The sequence below is a fragment of the Candidatus Defluviilinea gracilis genome (genome assembly GCF_057138825.1).
Genome location: NZ_DBNHEF010000067.1, coordinates 71,678 through 88,325, shown reverse-complemented (window position 1 = coordinate 88,325; position 16,648 = coordinate 71,678). Strand labels below are relative to the sequence as shown.

Below are 16,648 nucleotides of genomic sequence, written 5' to 3'. Positions count from 1 at the left end.
CGCTCTACATTTATTCCACAACGATCGCGATGTACGGGTAGCACATATTGCCTTCCACCACCCAGGTCATCACATGTTTGCCTTTTTCCGCCGGGGCGACGGCGTCGATGATGATCGTTACCGATTTGCCCGGTTTGAGGTCCACGCCGAATTCGCGGAAAGTGTCGTTGGGGTCTTTCATCAGTTTTGTGCCGCTGAAGTATTTAATATCGTGCTTGGCGGGGATGGTCTTTGTGCCGGTGTTGACGATGGTCCATTTAATATCGAACTCATTGCCTTTCTTGAACACAGTCAAGTCGCGCGGTTTGTTGCTTACGGGGGTGCATTCATACGGTTGAGGGGGAGCGCTTCCACCGCCGCCTCCGCCTCCGCCTACTACAAGCGTTGGGGTCGGCGGGACGAGCACGAACGGTGTCGCCGAAGGGACGAACGGAGTCTCAGTCGGGGGAGCAGAATCGGTCTGGGTGGGAAGCGTGGTGTTCGTCGCGATAGGTTGGGCGGCTTGGGTTTGCGTTCCCGCCGCAGAGATGGTCAATGCGACCACGGTGGCAATCTGGTTTGCCGTATCTTGCGGGTTTGGCGTTGCCGCCTGCGGGAAACAGGCAGTGACCGCCATGATCGCAAGCGCGGCTGAGAGCAGAAATCGTAATTTAGTTTGGTGCATAGTATCTCCTTCGGTTGGTTATTTCTGATTCGGTGCGGACGAACCGTCGCCGATGCCAAGCGGCTGCCATTTCTTATCGTCTTTGAGGCGGTGTTGGATTCCGTGACGGTCGTGGATCTGATCGAAGTCTTCCGGCTTGATGAACATCTGCTCGCCGTCGAGCAGACCCAATACACCGGCTTGACCGGGTTCCATGCGCTTCTCGCCTTTGAACTTTGCCGCGTCGCTCGGCACATAATCCGTCGGCTCTTCGTAGGTGGTGATGTAGCCTTCGTAATTGCGCAAGATGATCTTGTGGTCAGACATGCTGATCAGGTAATTCGGCATGACGGGAATTTTTCCGCCGCCGCCCGGCGCGTCCACGATGTATTGCGGGACGGCGTAGCCGCTGGTGTGGCCGCGCAAGCCTTCCATGATCTCGATTCCTTTCGCGACGGGCGTGCGGAAGTGCCCCGCGCCTTCGACCAGATCGCACTGATAGAGGTAATACGGCCGCACGCGGATGCGGACGAGGTCTTGCACAAGTTTGCGTTGGATGTGGACGTTGTCGTTCACGCCCGCGAGAAGCACAGATTGATTGCCCAGCGGGATGCCCGCCCTCGTTAAACGGTCGCAGGCTTCGGCGAGTTCCTTCGTAATTTCGTTCGAGTGATTGACGTGGATATTGATCCACAGCGGATGATATTTTGCGAGCATGTCGCACAATTCCTGCGTGACGCGCATGGGCATGAAGACCGGCACACGCGTGCCGAGGCGCACGATCTCGATGTGCGGAATCTCGCGCAGGCGGCTGAGAATTTCCTCAAGAATTTTTGGCGCGAGCACGAGCGGATCGCCGCCGGAGAGCAGAACGTCGCGCACTTGCGGCGTGCGTTTGAGATATTCGATCTGCATCTCGAATTCGTGCCGCGAGAAGGTTTGACCGGGGTCGCCGACGATGCGCGAGCGCGTGCAATAGCGGCAGTACGAAGCGCATTGCGTGGTCACCAGCATGAGGACCCGGTCGGGGTAGCGGTGGACCAGCCCGGGCACCGGCGAGTGGCGGTCTTCCGCCAGCGAATCTTCCATCATCGCGGTGAACGATTGCATTTCCTCCGAAAGCGGAATGACCTGTTTGCGGGTCGGGTCGTTGGGATCGTTCGGATCGATGAGTGAAATGAAGTAGGGTGTCACATCCACGCGGAACAAGCCTTGCGTTTGCAGGGCTTTACGTTCCGAGTCGGTAAGGGGTAAAACTTTTTCGATCTCTTCCACCGAGTTCATGCGGTGGCTGAGTTGCCAGCGCCAATCGTTCCACTTTTCATCGGGAACGTCGGCGTAGATCGGGGCGCGTTTGGAAACAAAAGGTTCAGACATGGGATTTTCCTCCGGGGGTTAGAGTTGGATACGACTCAAACAGACACGACAAACCAACAAGATGGAGGATCATGGTCGGGGCGGAAGAACCCGGCATTATGCACGCACGCTTTCATAGCGAATTGAATTGTACGGGGAAACAAAAATAGGGTCAATGTCACTTTTGGCGGGTTTGAAAGAATTCTATGCAATGGGCTACAATCACTGAACCTGTTGCGCCGTAGTTGCACTGCGGCGGCGGCAGTCCAACTGCCCGCCAACTGCGTAAGTTCTGTATGCAATGGGCTACAATCACAAAGACGCAAATGGAACTCCTTGCCCGTTTTGAGCGAACCGCCGCCTCACAGCCCGATAAACCCGCCATTATTTATTTTTCAAAACGGATGCGCGGATGGAAGCGGATTACCTACCGTTCGCTTTTTGACCAGACCCAACGATTCATTTCGGGACTTCAAGCCTGCTCGCTCACCCCGGGCGCTGTCGCGGTGGTGATGACTCCCCCCAGCGCGGAATTTTTTCCGTTCGCGTTGGCGTTGCTCAAGTTCGGCATCGTGCCGGTGGTCTTCGACCCGGCAATCGGATTGAAAAAAATCGGCGAGGTCATCGCCGAATCCAAGCCGGAGATATATTTCGGTACTTGGCTGACTCACACGTTGCGAATCTTGTCTGGCTGGGGGCGGGATTCTATCAAGCATAGTTTGACCGTCGAGAAAGTCAAAGGTCGAAGGTCAAAGATCGTCCCATCGCCCATCGTCCATGATCCATCGTCTGCGGTTGCCATTATCTATACCTCCGGTTCCACAGGGCTACCCAAGGGAGCGGTCTACACGTCCGCCAACTTTGCCGCTCAGTTGGAATTGCTTCAAAACACGTTTCGCATCTCGCCGGATGAGATTGACCTCGCCGCCTTCCCGCTCTACGCCCTGATTGATATTTTGCTCGGCGTCACCGCGGTCGTCCCGGATATTTCCTTCCCAGTCCCCGGCAAGACAGACCCGCAAAAGACTATCTCGGCGATTCAACGGTTCAACGTCACAAATATGTTCGCATCGCCTGTTGTGCTGGAGATTTTGGCAGACGAAGCCTACCATTCGCTGAATCATAAATTGCCTTCGCTCAAGCGCGTGATTACCGCCGGCGCGCCCGCGACGATTCACTTGCAAGAGAAGTTTCGCCTGCTTCTCGATGATCATACCGACCTCTTCGGCATCTACGGCGCGACGGAGACTTTGCCCATTACCAAGGTCGAAAGCCGCGAGGTATTTGCCTTGAAAGAAAAGACCGCGCACGGCGCGGGCATCTGCCTGGGGAAACCCATCGAAGGCGTGACCGTGCGGATCATTCCGATCACCGACGAGCCGATCGCAGAGTGGAGGGAGTCGCTTGAGGTGGAGTCAAATGCCGCTGGTGAGATCACAGTTCAAAGTCTGGCAACGACGCGGGCTTATCTTCATCGAGAAGAAGCGGATCGTTTATCCAAAATAAAATTCGGCGATGAGATCATCCACCGCATGGGCGACGTGGGATATTTCGACGAAGAAGGCCGCTTGTGGTATTGCGGGAGAAAATCTCACCGCGTGGTCACAAAAGATGGCGTGATGTTCACCGAGCAGATCGAAAATATCTTCAACGCGCATCCTCGTGTAAAGAGAACCGCGCTGGTTGAGGAAAACCGCAAGCCCGTTCTGTGGGTGGAATTGGAACGACGAGCGGGGTCAAACAAAGATAAAATCATCGGCGAGTTGAGAGAAATGGCAAAGAGTCACCGGCAGGCTTCGCAGATCGAAACATTTTTATTTATGAAACGATTCCCAACCGACGCGCGGCATAACTCCAAGATCATCCGCGAAGAATTGAAGGCGCTTGCGGAAAAGAGACTCTCGTGAAAGCGTTAGTCACCGGCGCGACTGGTTTTTTGGGCGGCTCGTTAGTCCGCCGCCTGCATGGCATGGGCTGGGATGTGACCGGGCTGGGACGCAACCCCAAAAAATTGAACGAATTGGAAGACGTGGGCGTCCATCCGTTTCGCGCCGACATCAGCAAGAAAGACCAATTGCTCGACGCGTTCAAAGGACAGGAGATCGTCTTCCATTGCGCGGCGTTCCCATCGCCCTGGGGAAATTACGAACGGTTCTATCAAGCCAACGTGATCGGCACGCGCTACGTGACGCGGGCGTGTTTGGAAAACAAAATCAAGAGACTCGTGTATGTGTCCACGCCGAGCATTTACTTCAATTACAACTCGCGGACGAACGTGAAGGAAAACGATCCACTGCCCGAACCCGTCAGCAACTATGCTCACACCAAACTTCTTGCGGAAGAAGAAATTGACAAAGGTTTTGCGGACGGGCTTGCCGTGGTCTCGATCCGCCCGCGCGCGTTGATCGGCGAAGGCGACACGGTCATCTTTCCGCGTTTGATTCCCCGCTTAAAATCTGGCAGGCTTCCCATCCTTGGCGACGGCGAAAACATCGTTGACCTCACCTACATCGAAAATGTGGTGGATGCGTTATTGCTGTGTTCAGAATCGCCTGCAAGCACGCTTGGCAAAAAATACAATATCACCAACGGCGAACCCGTGAAAATTTGGAGATTGATCGAGCGCATCTGCGATGAGTTGCATTATCCGCGCCCTCGCCGAAAGATTCCGTATCGCGCCGCTGATGCCGTTGCGGGAACGCTGGAATTCGTTTACTCGCTCGTCCCGTTCAGCCCCGAACCGCCGCTGACGAGGCTGTCTGTCAGCATGATGGCGAACAATTCCACGCTCGATATTTCCGCGGCGCGGAACGAACTCGGCTATCAACCCAAAGTTTCGATTGAAGAAGGCGTTGCGCGATTTTTGAAATGGTGGAAAGAGAGGAATCCAAAATGAAGATCGACATCCTTCACGCGGGGTATTGCACGGCTCCCGAGCATCTTGCCATTCGCGGCGGGCGCTGGCGTTCGATTCGATTTCCCGCGATGTTCGCCCTCTTTCGTCATCCAACATTCGGCGCGATGCTGTTCGACACCGGTTATTCCTTCCGTTTTTTCGATGAGACGATAAGATTCCCGCGCCGCATTTATCGCTGGATGACTCCAGTAACCCTTCGCGAAGAAGACTTGATCGCGAATCAACTTTCAACGTTCAACCTGCAACTCAAGGATATTTCACACGTCTTCATCTCCCACTTCCACGCGGATCATATCGCTTCACTCCCCGATTTGGCTTGGTCCCGCTTCGTCTACCTGCCTCACGCCTTTAGCCGACTCCGCCACTCGACGCCCTCCGAGGATCTCAAACACGCCTTCCTGCGCGGACTCGTACCCTCAGATTTTGACTCCCGCTCCCACGAAGTGGATGTGACCAACTCGATCCTTTTATCCGCAGAGTATGCGCCATTTAACACCGGCTACGACCTGCTCGGCGACGAATCGATCATCGGCGTGGAACTCCCCGGTCATGCGTATGGGCAAATGGGAATCTTCGCCCGCGATGACGATGGCAAACTTTTCTTTTTTGTTGCAGATGCGGCTTGGCTCAAACGGTCGGTGATTGAAAACCGCCCGCCGCACACGATCGCAAATTTCCTTTTCTCCGATCCCGAAGCCTATCGTCAGACCCTGGGCGATTTACATTCCCATTATCTGACTCACCCCAATACGATCATCGTCCCATCCCATTGCGAAGTGACGATCCGCTCGCTTGAAAATAAACCAGCGCGTTGATTGTGTCCATGCGAGCCGAACTCTTCACCCGTGAGAATCTCCACGCGCTTCAATTCCCACCAACGGAAGATGGGGACTATGCCCGCCGTTACCTTATCCCATTGATGACGGATGGCTTGCAAAAATATATCCGCAATGTATACAACACCCAGTTCATGGCGGTTCAAGTCGGCGAGACGATCATACCTGTGACAGTCACCGATTTTCACCCGCAGAACACTTATACCGTTTCGCCGTACAGCCATTACGTCTCCTATGGCGGGCTGGAAGAGGTGAAGCATTTGGAGAATCCGCCTGTTGAGTTTTTGATAAAACTTGTGATGTACCCCGTTGCCCGGTATTTTCGGTTCGCGGAATTGGATAGGGTGGTCTTTGTAAATAATTACCTGCTCTCCACGAACTTGTATCCGCCGGTAAGCGGCGACCAGCTGTCCGCGTTGAGCGAAGCGTTGCTGGAGCGCTTCCCAGACCGGGCGATCGTGTTCCGCTCTGTTGACCAGAAAAAGAATCCTCACGTCCTCGACGCGCTGAAAAACCTTGGCTACGACTTGGTACTCAGTCGTCAAGTCTGGTACATGGACCCTCTTGCTTCGTTGAAGACTCGTCAATGCAAGGAAGATGCGCGCGTGTTGAAAAAGGCAGGTTATGAAGTTGTAGACGGCGGGGATTTATCCGATGATGAATTGCATCGCGCGGCGTATTTGTACGAATTGTTGTACCTGAAAAAATATTCCTACTTCAATCCGCAATTCACGTTTGAATTTTTGAAACTCGCGCGAGACCAGAAGACCCTTTTTCTGTATGGGTTGAAAAAGAATGGACGGCTGGATGGCATTATGGGTTTCTTCGTCCGCAATGGCGCGATGACCCAGCCCTTGTTTGGGTACGACACATCCCTCCCGCAGGAGGAAGGCTTGTATCGCTTGCTCACGTTGCTTACGTTGCAAGAAGGCGTGAAGCGCGGATTACTCGTCCATGCCAGCGGCGGGGTGGGCAAATTCAAAAAAACGCGCGGCGGCGAATCGGTGACCGAGTACAATGCGGTGTATACCAAGCATTTGCCGAAGAGACGGCAATCGCCGTGGAAGTTGATCGGCTGGCTCTCGAAATTTGCGATCCCATATTTCAAGAAAATGGATTTTTAGATGGCGGATAATGGACAGCGGACGATAGACCATGCGATGATCCGCCGTCTGCTGTTCAACGTCCAGCGTCATATTGCTGAATGGACCTCTTGCGAAAGTCATTTTCGCCACACCGTTCGTGCCGCGAGTGGCGCCCTGCGCCACGAGACGGCAGAGAACGCAGAGAAAAAAGAGAATTTCTCAGGGGTCTCTGTGGCTGAGCAAGAGATATTTATGCATGAGGTCTAATAATTTATTTAGGAGAGTGCGCATACATGCAAGTCAATATCCCTTTAAAAATCATCGGTCTTGGAAGATATTTGCCGAAACGCGTTGTTCCCAGTTCGGAATTGGAGGCGCTGTGCGGAGTCCCTACCGGCTGGGTGGAGCGGCGTAACGGCGTCCGCGAGCGTCGCTGGGTAACGGATGAGACCTCGTCGTTCATGTCGGCGCAGGCGGCGCGGGAGGCGTTGGACGAGGCGCGTCTCAAGCCGAATCAACTTGACCTCATCATCAACGCCTCCGGCACGGGCGAGCAGGCGATTCCCGACACGGGCGCGTTGATCCAGCGTCAGTTGGGGCTGGGCGACTCAGGCATCCCTGCGATGACCGTGCATACGACTTGTTTGAGTTTTATCGCGGGTATGGATGTGGCGTCCAATTTCATTCACAGCGGGCGATACAAAAATATTTTGATCTGCAGCGCGGATGTGGCGTCGTGTGGGATCAACCCCAAAGAGCCGGAGTCCGCTTCGTTGGTTGGGGATGCGGCGGCGGCAGTGGTGGTCACGCGAGCAGGCGCGGGCGACGCATCCATGATTCATCACGCGCATTTCAAAACATATGGCGACGGCGCGTATCTCACCGCCATCATGGGCGGCGGCTCGCGTCTTCATCCGCGCTTCCCAAATCACAAACCCGAGGACGACCTGTTCCACATGGACGGTCCCGCTGTGTTGCGAATGGTGCGCAGTGTCGGTCATGAGTTTCTTGAAGAACTCTACCCGGGTCTGTCGAAAAGCATGATGGATGTGGATGTCGTCGTGCCGCATCAGGCAAGCAAAGTGGGATTGATGATGTTGGAACGTTTTGGCTGGAAGGAAAATAAAATCATCCGCACCATCGAGACGCTTGGCAATTGCGTGGCGGCGTCCATCCCGGTCACGTTGTATCAGGGAGCGCGCGATGGGCGCATTCAACGCGGCGGCAAGATTCTATTGGTAGGCACCGGCGCGGGGTTGTCTCTGGGTGGGATGGTGTTGACGTTCTAATTAACCGCGAAGCGCGCGAAGATCGCAAAGATTTTTTAATGGCTTCTTCGAGTTCTCAGCAGAAGGATCATGGCAAACATTCTCCTCACAGGCGGGCGCGCGCCCGTGACGCTCGATCTTGCGCGCGCTTTCCATCGCGCGGGACACAGCGTCTTCATGGCGGAATCGTTGCGCGGGCATTTGAGTCAGCCGTCGAATGCGATCAAGCAAAACTTTGTAGTGCCCGCTCCACGTCAGGAGACCGAAGCGTTTTTATCGTCGTTGAAGCGGATCATCGAAGAGAATCAAATCGAGTTGTTGATTCCCACCTGTGAGGAAGTCTTCCATATTGCAAAGGGATTGAAGACTCTGCCGTGCCGCGTCTTTGCCGAACCGCTTGATCGGCTCGATATTTTTCACAACAAATGGAACTTTGCGAATAGCGCGAGAGAATGCGGATTGCCCGCGCCCGATACGGTGTTGATCGAAGACGAGAGAACGTTGCTAGACGCATTCGCGCGTTGGAAGGGACTGGTGTTGAAGCCGGTCTATTCGCGCTTCGCCTCGCGGACGTTGATCCTGCCCGCGCTTCGTGAGGCTTTATCCATGCTGACATTTGATCGGACGTGGATCGCCCAACAGTTTGTTGCGGGACGGCAGTTTTGCAGTTATTCGGTCTCTCAGCATGGGCGCATCGTTGCGCATGTGGTTTACCCGGCGATCTTCACGGCAGGGCAAGGCGCGACGATCTCGTTTCAAGCAGTAGAGCATGAAAAGATTTTCCATTGGGTGCATACGTTTGCGAGTCACTTCAATGTGACGGGACAGATGGCGTTCGACTTCATCGAATCGCCCGATGGGGAAGCGTATGTGCTGGAATGCAACCCGCGCGCGACGAGTGGTGTCCATTTGCTGGCATCGAATCCGCGCTTTGTCGAATCGTTTTTCGATCCGCGCATAGAGTGCGTCAGGCCGACGTCAAACTCTCCGCGCATGTTGGGTACGGCGATGCTGGTCTATGGCTTGCCTGATGCGCTCAAAAAGAGAAACCTCGGCGCGTGGCTGAGGACTTTTTCGCAAAGCCGCGATGTGATCTGGGATCTTCGCGATCCGCTACCGTTCTTCTTGCAGTGGCGGAGCATCCTCGCGTATCTGGCTTTGGGGATGAAGCACAACATTTCCGCGCTGGAGGCATCCACCTTTGACATTGAATGGAACGGGGAATAACGATGAAGATGTGAACGGACGGTAAGATTCCCTCGTTGTCTGCTTTCAATGAATTGGACTACAATGACCAACGAGGAAATATGCAGAACAACTCAAGCGAACCTGAAATCATCCATAACCCAGCCGAAAAGCGATTCGAAACGTGGATTGATGGAAAGCTCTCCAAACTCGATTATCTGGAAGATGGAAACACGATTGTGATGACGCACGTCGGCGTGCATCCCGAACTCCGCGGGCATGGCGTGGCTGGCAAGTTGACCGAAGTCGCGCTGGAGTATGCGAGAGGGAAATCTCTACGCGTGATCCCCATGTGTTCGTACGTTGTAACCTACATTCGGCGGAATCCTCAATTTGCCGAGTTGACGAAACAACGTTCAGGAAATTGACCAGCCTGCTAAAGCAAAACACGTCCTCACGGACGTGTTTTTTTGTGGCGGGGAGGGCGGGATTCGAACCCGCGACTGGTTTAACCCAGCACTCACTTAGCAGGCGAGCCCATTCAGCCACTCTGGCACCTCCCCGGTTTGATTGACGATTTACGATTGCAGATTGACGATTACCAATCAATCGTAAATCCAAAATCGTCAATCGTAAATCGAGCGGAGGGAGTGGGATTCGAACCCACGTTGGTGTGACCCAAACATGTTTTCAAGACATGCGCCTTCAGCCGCTCGGCCATCCCTCCACAAAGCCTCACCAGTTGAGGCGGACGAAATTTTACCATAAGAGCGCCCGCGAGGCTTATTCCTTGAGGCATGGCGAGGAGTGACTATTTTGGCGTGTAAAGTCCTGCCGTTCATGCCGCGACCATAACGGCACTTTCTCTCCGTGGCATTGGCGTGCTCGGTGACAAAGAGGGAGCCGTACAAATCGAATTTGGTTGCGCGCCTTGCAAAATTGAACACTGAAAAATGTAACCTTTGAGGACGCCATCTCAAACGCTGTGGGTTATAATCAGGCAAAGGAGTTTGACCATGAAATCATTTTTTTCTCCTTCCAGGCGAAACCGAGGGCAAGGATTGGTTGAATATGCCGTCATCATTGCCCTTGTCGCGATCGTAGTGATTGTTGCAGCCAGCGCGTTAGGTCCTCGGATCGGCAACACCTTTTCATCGATTAATAACTCGCTCGGTGGCGGTGGCATTCTGAGCGGGGGCGGCGATGATGGCGGAGGAGGCAGTCAGGCAACTTGCGATGCCGCCGCCGCCGCGCACGGTAATTGGCACGCCACCTGGGATGGAAACCCCGGCGCCAACATGGCGGATCACGATGCTCTGCAAGCCGCTATGGATGCCGCTTGCTAGACGTACGTCGTCGTAATAACTATATTTCTGGTAATTCGTTCGAACAGAGCATAATTACCGCATTGACCTGCGGCGATTATGCTTTTGTGTTCCCCCGCCATCTTGGTATAATCCCAACCCTATGAAATACCATATCTGGACCGAGGGATGCCAAATGAACGTCGCCGATTCACAGCGCGTCGGCTCGTCGTTGGAGCATCTCGGTTATCAATTTACAGAAACCATCGAAGAAGCGGACGTGATCGTCCTCAACACCTGTGTCGTGCGTCAATCGGCGGAGGACAAAGCGATCGGACGCCTCACCAGCCTGCTCCCGTTGAAGCGACAGAATCCCAACCTCGTCATCAACCTCATGGGGTGTATGGTCGGCGTGCGCGGCGCGGACAAACTGCGCGAGAAACTTCCGTATGTGGATGTCTTCTCGCCTCCCTCCGACCCGGGACCGCTCGTTTCTTATTTGAGTCAAGGCGAAATCCGTTCGCTGGAAGATTCTGAAACCACGCGCCGTTTCTTGATGATGGACGATGAACTCATCCTCCCTCAGCACGAGCGCGGACAACTCATCAGCGCGCATGTGCCGATCGTGTATGGCTGTTCGCATGCCTGCGCGTTTTGCATCATCCCGTTCCGACGCGGCATCGAGCGCAGTCGTCCTGTCGGCGATATTGTCGCGGAGATTCGCTCGCTCGCCGCGCAAGGCGTGAAGGAAGTGACCTTGCTCGGTCAGATTGTTGACCGTTACGGCAAAGACGTTCCCGACGGACCCAACCTCGCGCAACTGCTTCGCATCGTTCATGATGTCGAAGGCGTCGAGCGCATCCGTTTTCTCACATCGCATCCCAACTACTTCACCGAAGAGTTGATGGACACCATCGCCGAGCTTCCGAAGGTGATGCCGCACATCGAAGTGCCGATCCAGGCGGGCGACGATGAAGTGCTGGCGAACATGAAGCGCGGATACACTCAACAAGAGTACCGCGGTCTCATTGAAAAGATCCGCAACAAGATTCCCGACTGCTCCATCGCAACGGACATCATAGTCGGATTCCCCGGCGAGACCGAGGAGCAATTCATGGAAACGCATCGCGTCCTCTCCGACCTGCGGCTTGACGTGGCTCATCTGGCGCGTTATTCCCCCCGCGAAGGGACCGTCGCAACGCGCCGCATGGAAGATAACGTGCCCGAAGAAGAAAAACTGCGCCGCCTGCATCTGCTCGACGATTTGCAGGAACAGATCGTTGGCGAGATCAACAAGAAATATCTCGGTCAAACCGTGGACGTGTTATTCGAAGAGAAGGTGAAGGATCGCTGGCGGGGACGAACTCCCACGAACAAACTTGTCTTCGTCGAGTCGGATGATGCTTTGAAAGGCAAGATTCTCCCAGTCACCGTCACATGGACGGGACCGTGGTCCATGCAGGCGAATCTTGTTGGGGTGCGCTCGCAAAAAATCGAATTGATCACTGTGTAGAGCGAGATGCCATCTCGCTCTACTTTTTATGTATGAACCACATCCGCCCGATTGCTCTTTGCGTGTTCAAAAACAACAACCGCATCCTCGTCTTTGAAGGGCATGACGCGATTAAGAACGAAACGTATTATCGTCCGCTGGGCGGGGGGATTGAGTTCGGCGAAAGCGGGGAGGTGGCTGTCCGCCGCGAGATCATGGAGGAATTGCACAGCGAGATCGAAGGGTTGAAGCATCTCGGCTTTCTTGAAAATATTTTTGTCAATAACGGAAACACGGGTCACGAGATCGTAATGGTCTATGATGGGGCGTTGGCAAAGGCTGAGTTGTATGAGCAGGCTGAAATGGAAGTGATCGAAGCGAACGGGGAGCGAATCCGCGTGGTGTGGAAGAGTCTGCATGAGTTCGGGGAGGGCAAGTCCATCTTGTATCCCGATGGTTTGTTGGAGATGTTGAAGTAGTCATAACGGGGAATATGTCTTTTGGCATAGGGCAGATCATGCCTTCGAGACTGGGGCAATGAGGCGGGTGAGCGTATCATCGCACTAACAAAAGGAGTTGCCATGTCTCAACAATCAATGATCGATGTAAAAAATGTGACCGCCGCCTACGGCGCGTTGACCGCCCTCAACGGGGTGAGTTTGAACGTGCAAAAAGGCGAGATCTTCGGCTTGCTCGGACCGAACGGCGCGGGCAAGACCACGTTGCTCGCCAGCGTGGAAGGCTTGCATAAACCCAAACAGGGAGAAGTGCATGTCGGCGGGATCAGTGTGCAGGCGAACCCTGCCGCGACGAAACGTCAATTGGGAATCCAATTGCAAAAAACCGCGTTGCTCGACGACCTGACCGTCGCCGAATTGGTGGAAGTGTACGCCGCGTTGTATGAGGTGTATCTCACCTCGAAAGAAATTGACGCGCTTCTCGCCCGCTTCGATCTCGTTGAAAAACGAAACACGCTGGCGCGCCGCCTCTCGGGCGGGCAACAACAACGACTCGCGCTGGCGGTTGCGATTGCGAACGATCCGCAGATCGTGTTGCTCGACGAGCCGACCTCCGCGCTGGACCCTCATGCGCGTCGCGCCGTGTGGGACATCGTCCGTCAGTTGCACGATGAAGGACGCACAATTGTGTTGACCACTCATGCAATGGAAGAGGCGGAAGCGTTGTGCGGACGAATCGCCATCATTGATCGCGGTCAGATCGTGGCGTGCGATACGCCCAGCGCCTTGATCGCGAACCTCAAACTAAATTCGATGTTGAAAGCGACGGTGGAATTGCCGCTGGATCAAGTCCGCGCACTGCCTGAGGTGAGCGCGGCGCGGTACACGGGTCAACACTTGGAAGTGGAAACTGCCCGCCCCGAAGTGACGATGACCGCCCTGCATGAACTTGCGTTGCGTTCAGGTCGCTCCATCCGCGACGTGATGGTGCGCCAGCCCAACCTTGAGGATGTGTTCCTCAAGTTGACGGGACGCGTACTTGCCGAGTCGAATTAATAGACCTCTTGCGAAAGTCATTTTTGCCACAGAGAACACAGAGATAAAGAGCATTTCTCAACGGTCTCTGTGAACTCTGTGGCTGAGCTAGAGACACTCATACAAGAGTTCAAATGTTGTTTATTCTTGAAAGGAAAATACTGATGAAACGTTTTCTCATCCTTACCAAAGCCATGACCCTCATGCACTTGCGAAACGGGTATGTGCTTTTCTGGAACTTCGCATTCCCTATTTTGCTTATGGTCATCTACGGTGCGGTCATGAGTCAGTTCATGGACTATATGACCCCAGGCGTGATCGTCTTGAACGCCTTGAGTTTCGGTCTGGTCAGTAGTTCAACCATGATGTTGGAGATGCGCGAAAAAGGCGTGCTTCGACGTCTGCAAGCCACGCCGTTGCCCGCCGTGGAAATGATCGGCTCATATCTGTTGGTGAATATTGTGATCGGCGTCCTGCAAAGCACACTTATCATCATTGCGGGCGTCCTGCTCTATAAAGTGCCTTTGAGCGCGACGGGATTGCTGTTAGCGTATCCGATGATCCTGATCGGCTTGCTGGCATTCATGGCGCTGGGTGGCATCATCAGCGGCGTATCGGCAAAATCAGGGAGCGCCACCGCAATTGGCATGACCATTTACTTCCTGCTGATGTTCATCAGTGACATGATCTTCCCGCTGGATATGTTGCCCGCTTGGTTGCAAAACGTCGTGCCGTACCTGCCTGCCTATCCCGTCGCGCAATTGGTCCGTTCGGCAATGCTGGAAGCGACGCTCGACCCGAAATGGCTCTCTCAATTGTTGCTCCTCGCTGTGTACGGAATCGCCGCCACATTCGTCGCCGCCAAGTTGTTCCGCTGGGAACCGAAAGCGTAATTAATTCCCCTCATCCCCAACCCTTCCCCCATTGGGGGAAGGGAGTCTAGTCCCCTCTCCCATTGGGAGAGGGTTAGGGTGAGGGAGCGCTTTCCACTTTCTCTCATCCAGAGTACACTTTCCGCATGAACGAATCCCAACCATCCCATCTCGCCGATAGCGACCTCCCGATATCTGCCGAGAATCTTCACCTTTACGGTAGGTTTTGGGATGTGTTGTCTGTATTGATCTTCGGTTTCGCCGCTGTGGCGGTTCTCGCTTCACATGCAGGCGACTTAACCTGGCGCGAGTGGGCAGTGGCGGGATTGTCCGTTGCTCAAGGAGCGCTTTACTTATTCTGCATCCGAGGCGGCGGCTGGCCCATTTCACAGAAAAACCTCACCATCTATTTTGTGGGCGGAGTTTGTATGTGGGTGTTAGCCTGTTGGTTGAATCCGTTTGCCTGGTGGCTGGGCTTCACGTACTTTGGTCAGATGTTCGGTTTACTGCCGCTGAGGGGAGTCGTTTTTGGAACGGCTGTTGTCACATTCTTTATTCTATTAATCATTTCCGATTGGAATATCACGCAAATTCCCTTTGGCGCCGCCTTTGGTTTTTCGTTCATGTGGATTGGCGGCATGGCGGTCTTTCTATTTATTTATGGCATCATCCGCACCAGCAGTCAGCGGGCGGATTTGATCACGAAGCTCGAGTCAGCCCAAAAGGAGTTGGAAGCGGCTCGTCAACGCGATGCCGAATTGGCGACCTTGCGCGAACGGGAACGTCTCGCGCGCGATCTGCACGACAGCCTCGGTCATTCGTTGGTGGCGTTGTCGGTTCAACTCGAAGCGATCCAACGTTTGTATAAAGTGGATGCCGATAAAGCCTCCGCGCAAGTGGATGAGCTCAAAGACCTCACCCGCGCCAGCATGGATGAACTGCGGCGTTCGCTCGCGGGTCTGCGTGCGCCAGGGCTTGGTGAAAGAAAATTGAGTGAAGCGTTGCAAACCTTGAGCGTGGATGTTGCTCAGCGCGCGCATCTTGCCGTCACGTGTCACATTCACGACGATGCGAATCAACTTTCGCCCGTTCATGCCGAAACGCTCTGGCGTGTCGCGCAAGAGGCGCTGACGAATATCGAACGTCACGCCGCCGCGCGGAATGTGGATTTAAATCTCGACATCGAGTCGCAACATGTAACGCTCACGATCACAGACGATGGATGTGGTTTCCCTGCGGATGCCGAGAACAAGCCCGGACATTATGGATTACGCGGGATGCGCGAACGCGTGGAGGGACTCGGCGGCGCGTTGACTCTCTCGGGTAACAGTGGCGGTTCACGCGTCGACGTGAGACTGCCTCTGCTCTAATGGCTTTATCTACACTGACAAATTGGATGTATCCTTTTTAACATCATCTACCCAGACCCTGCTCATTGGGCACAAACCATGATCTTCAACCAATTAACCTTCGTGCTCTTTGTGTCCTTCGTGGTTAATTTTTAACTCTTATGTCAACCACCATCAACCTCCTCCTCGTCGAAGACCAGACTCTGATGCGTCAGGGGTTGAAAACGATTCTCGATCTGGAACCCGGCTTACACGTCGTGGGTGAAGCGGGGGATGGTGAACGCGGTATGCAACTCGCGCTGGAACTGCGTCCTGATGTGATCCTCATGGATGTGCAGATGCCCGTCCTCAACGGCGTCGAAGCGACGGCGAAATTGTGCCGCGAGTGGGCGCAGGCGAAGGTCATCATCCTCACCACGTTCGACCGCGACGATTATGTCTATCAAGGCGTGCGCGCGGGCGCGATGGGATATTTGCTGAAAGATACGCCTGCCAATAAATTGATCGAAACGATTCGGCGCGTGCACGAGGGTGAAGTCTTCATCCAGCCTGAGATCGCCTCGCGCGCCTTGCGTGACATGATGCGTCCAACATCGTCCACGATCGAATCGCTTTCCGAGCGCGAACGGGAAGTGTTAGTGTTGTTGGCGCAAGGCGCGTCGAACAAAGACATGGCGGAAAAATTGTTCATCACCGAAGGGACGGTGAAAAACCACGTCTCCAACATTCTCGCCAAACTGCAAGCCGAGAACCGCACTCAGGCGGCGGATATTGCGAGGAAACAGGGATTGGTGTAAAAAGGATTCACGTACCTTGAAACAATGGATGGGGGTTAAGATAAACGAATC

General features: G+C 54.3%; 17 protein-coding genes and 2 tRNA genes. 15 read left to right on the top strand and 4 right to left on the bottom strand.

What is annotated here, in order from left to right; all coding sequences use genetic code 11:
* Positions 1–10: 10 nt before the first annotated feature.
* Positions 11–664 carry an NBR1-Ig-like domain-containing protein gene (locus AC16KF_RS10650; RefSeq protein WP_484037295.1) on the bottom strand — a complete coding sequence of 218 codons (654 nt, stop codon included), beginning with the start codon at positions 662–664 and terminating at the stop codon, positions 11–13.
* Between the two features lie 18 nt (positions 665–682).
* On the bottom strand, positions 683–2,020 hold the full coding sequence (kamA, locus tag AC16KF_RS10645) for a lysine 2,3-aminomutase (RefSeq protein WP_484037294.1): 1,338 nt from the start codon (positions 2,018–2,020) through the stop codon (positions 683–685).
* A gap of 305 nt (positions 2,021–2,325) precedes the next feature.
* On the opposite strand from kamA, the gene AC16KF_RS10640 reads away from it, so the two are divergent.
* The 8 genes from AC16KF_RS10640 (at position 2,326) to AC16KF_RS10605 (ending at position 9,718) form a co-directional block, all read left to right on the top strand.
* On the top strand, positions 2,326–3,906 hold the full coding sequence (locus AC16KF_RS10640) for a fatty acid CoA ligase family protein (RefSeq protein WP_484037293.1): 1,581 nt from the start codon (positions 2,326–2,328) through the stop codon (positions 3,904–3,906).
* The gene (locus tag AC16KF_RS10635) at positions 3,903–4,895 is read left to right on the top strand and encodes an NAD-dependent epimerase/dehydratase family protein (RefSeq protein ID WP_484037292.1); all 993 of its coding nucleotides are present in this window, start codon (positions 3,903–3,905) and stop codon (positions 4,893–4,895) included. Before AC16KF_RS10640 ends, AC16KF_RS10635 begins: the two co-directional genes overlap by 4 nt.
* Positions 4,892–5,731 carry an MBL fold metallo-hydrolase gene (locus AC16KF_RS10630; protein WP_484037291.1) on the top strand — a complete coding sequence of 280 codons (840 nt, stop codon included), beginning with the start codon at positions 4,892–4,894 and terminating at the stop codon, positions 5,729–5,731. The genes AC16KF_RS10635 and AC16KF_RS10630 overlap by 4 nt, the downstream gene beginning before the upstream one ends.
* Before the next feature lie 8 nt (positions 5,732–5,739).
* The gene (locus tag AC16KF_RS10625; RefSeq protein WP_484037290.1) at positions 5,740–6,876 is read left to right on the top strand and encodes a GNAT family N-acetyltransferase; all 1,137 of its coding nucleotides are present in this window, start codon (positions 5,740–5,742) and stop codon (positions 6,874–6,876) included.
* Positions 6,877–7,104 (top strand): hypothetical protein, encoded by a 228-nt coding sequence (locus AC16KF_RS10620; protein WP_484037289.1) that lies wholly within the window; start codon positions 6,877–6,879, stop codon positions 7,102–7,104.
* 26 nt (positions 7,105–7,130) lie between these two features.
* Positions 7,131–8,126, top strand: a complete 996-nt coding sequence (locus tag AC16KF_RS10615; protein WP_484037288.1) for a 3-oxoacyl-[acyl-carrier-protein] synthase III C-terminal domain-containing protein — start codon at positions 7,131–7,133, stop codon at positions 8,124–8,126.
* 69 nt (positions 8,127–8,195) lie between these two features.
* On the top strand, positions 8,196–9,332 hold the full coding sequence (locus tag AC16KF_RS10610; RefSeq protein ID WP_484037287.1) for an ATP-grasp domain-containing protein: 1,137 nt from the start codon (positions 8,196–8,198) through the stop codon (positions 9,330–9,332).
* Between the two features lie 80 nt (positions 9,333–9,412).
* Complete coding sequence (locus tag AC16KF_RS10605; RefSeq protein WP_484037286.1) at positions 9,413–9,718, top strand: GNAT family N-acetyltransferase; 306 nt, start codon at positions 9,413–9,415, stop codon at positions 9,716–9,718.
* Positions 9,719–9,763: 45 nt separating this feature from the next.
* On the opposite strand, the gene AC16KF_RS10600 is transcribed toward AC16KF_RS10605, so the two are convergent.
* Positions 9,764–9,853, bottom strand: a tRNA-Ser gene (locus AC16KF_RS10600).
* Between the two features lie 79 nt (positions 9,854–9,932).
* A tRNA-Ser gene (locus AC16KF_RS10595) sits at positions 9,933–10,017 on the bottom strand.
* Between the two features lie 289 nt (positions 10,018–10,306).
* Between AC16KF_RS10595 and AC16KF_RS10590 the strand changes: the two genes are divergently transcribed.
* The 7 genes from AC16KF_RS10590 to AC16KF_RS10560 all read left to right on the top strand — a co-directional run bounded on the left by AC16KF_RS10590 (position 10,307) and on the right by AC16KF_RS10560 (position 16,597).
* On the top strand, positions 10,307–10,636 hold the full coding sequence (locus AC16KF_RS10590; RefSeq protein WP_484037285.1) for a Flp family type IVb pilin: 330 nt from the start codon (positions 10,307–10,309) through the stop codon (positions 10,634–10,636).
* A gap of 121 nt (positions 10,637–10,757) precedes the next feature.
* Positions 10,758–12,107: a tRNA (N6-isopentenyl adenosine(37)-C2)-methylthiotransferase MiaB gene (gene miaB / locus AC16KF_RS10585; protein ID WP_484037284.1), complete on the top strand. Its 1,350-nt coding sequence runs from the start codon at positions 10,758–10,760 to the stop codon at positions 12,105–12,107.
* 32 nt (positions 12,108–12,139) lie between these two features.
* Positions 12,140–12,565: an NUDIX hydrolase gene (locus tag AC16KF_RS10580; RefSeq protein WP_484037283.1), complete on the top strand. Its 426-nt coding sequence runs from the start codon at positions 12,140–12,142 to the stop codon at positions 12,563–12,565.
* Positions 12,566–12,667: 102 nt separating this feature from the next.
* Positions 12,668–13,600, top strand: a complete 933-nt coding sequence (locus AC16KF_RS10575) for an ABC transporter ATP-binding protein (protein ID WP_484037282.1) — start codon at positions 12,668–12,670, stop codon at positions 13,598–13,600.
* Positions 13,601–13,743: 143 nt separating this feature from the next.
* Positions 13,744–14,472, top strand: a complete 729-nt coding sequence (locus tag AC16KF_RS10570; RefSeq protein ID WP_484037281.1) for an ABC transporter permease — start codon at positions 13,744–13,746, stop codon at positions 14,470–14,472.
* A 125-nt stretch (positions 14,473–14,597) separates the two neighbouring features.
* Positions 14,598–15,821 (top strand): sensor histidine kinase, encoded by a 1,224-nt coding sequence (locus AC16KF_RS10565; RefSeq protein WP_484037280.1) that lies wholly within the window; start codon positions 14,598–14,600, stop codon positions 15,819–15,821.
* Positions 15,822–15,961: 140 nt separating this feature from the next.
* Positions 15,962–16,597: a response regulator gene (locus tag AC16KF_RS10560; protein WP_484037279.1), complete on the top strand. Its 636-nt coding sequence runs from the start codon at positions 15,962–15,964 to the stop codon at positions 16,595–16,597.
* The last annotated feature ends 51 nt before the right edge of the window (positions 16,598–16,648 follow it).

Excerpts from the sequence above, each read along its gene's own strand:
- AC16KF_RS10610 (WP_484037287.1), top strand. The coding sequence starts at position 8,196 with ATGGCAAACATTCTCCTCACAGGCGGGCGCGCGCCCGTGACGCTCGAT.
- miaB (WP_484037284.1), top strand. The coding sequence starts at position 10,758 with ATGAAATACCATATCTGGACCGAGGGATGCCAAATGAACGTCGCCGAT.
- AC16KF_RS10650 (WP_484037295.1), bottom strand. The coding sequence starts at position 664 with ATGCACCAAACTAAATTACGATTTCTGCTCTCAGCCGCGCTTGCGATC.
- AC16KF_RS10590 (WP_484037285.1), top strand. The coding sequence starts at position 10,307 with ATGAAATCATTTTTTTCTCCTTCCAGGCGAAACCGAGGGCAAGGATTG.
- AC16KF_RS10565 (WP_484037280.1), top strand. The coding sequence starts at position 14,598 with ATGAACGAATCCCAACCATCCCATCTCGCCGATAGCGACCTCCCGATA.
- AC16KF_RS10630 (WP_484037291.1), top strand. The coding sequence starts at position 4,892 with ATGAAGATCGACATCCTTCACGCGGGGTATTGCACGGCTCCCGAGCAT.
- AC16KF_RS10575 (WP_484037282.1), top strand. The coding sequence starts at position 12,668 with ATGTCTCAACAATCAATGATCGATGTAAAAAATGTGACCGCCGCCTAC.
- AC16KF_RS10580 (WP_484037283.1), top strand. The coding sequence starts at position 12,140 with ATGAACCACATCCGCCCGATTGCTCTTTGCGTGTTCAAAAACAACAAC.
- AC16KF_RS10560 (WP_484037279.1), top strand. The coding sequence starts at position 15,962 with ATGTCAACCACCATCAACCTCCTCCTCGTCGAAGACCAGACTCTGATG.
- kamA (WP_484037294.1), bottom strand. The coding sequence starts at position 2,020 with ATGTCTGAACCTTTTGTTTCCAAACGCGCCCCGATCTACGCCGACGTT.
- AC16KF_RS10615 (WP_484037288.1), top strand. The coding sequence starts at position 7,131 with ATGCAAGTCAATATCCCTTTAAAAATCATCGGTCTTGGAAGATATTTG.
- AC16KF_RS10640 (WP_484037293.1), top strand. The coding sequence starts at position 2,326 with ATGGAACTCCTTGCCCGTTTTGAGCGAACCGCCGCCTCACAGCCCGAT.
- AC16KF_RS10625 (WP_484037290.1), top strand. The coding sequence starts at position 5,740 with ATGCGAGCCGAACTCTTCACCCGTGAGAATCTCCACGCGCTTCAATTC.
- AC16KF_RS10620 (WP_484037289.1), top strand. The coding sequence starts at position 6,877 with ATGGCGGATAATGGACAGCGGACGATAGACCATGCGATGATCCGCCGT.
- AC16KF_RS10605 (WP_484037286.1), top strand. The coding sequence starts at position 9,413 with ATGCAGAACAACTCAAGCGAACCTGAAATCATCCATAACCCAGCCGAA.
- AC16KF_RS10570 (WP_484037281.1), top strand. The coding sequence starts at position 13,744 with ATGAAACGTTTTCTCATCCTTACCAAAGCCATGACCCTCATGCACTTG.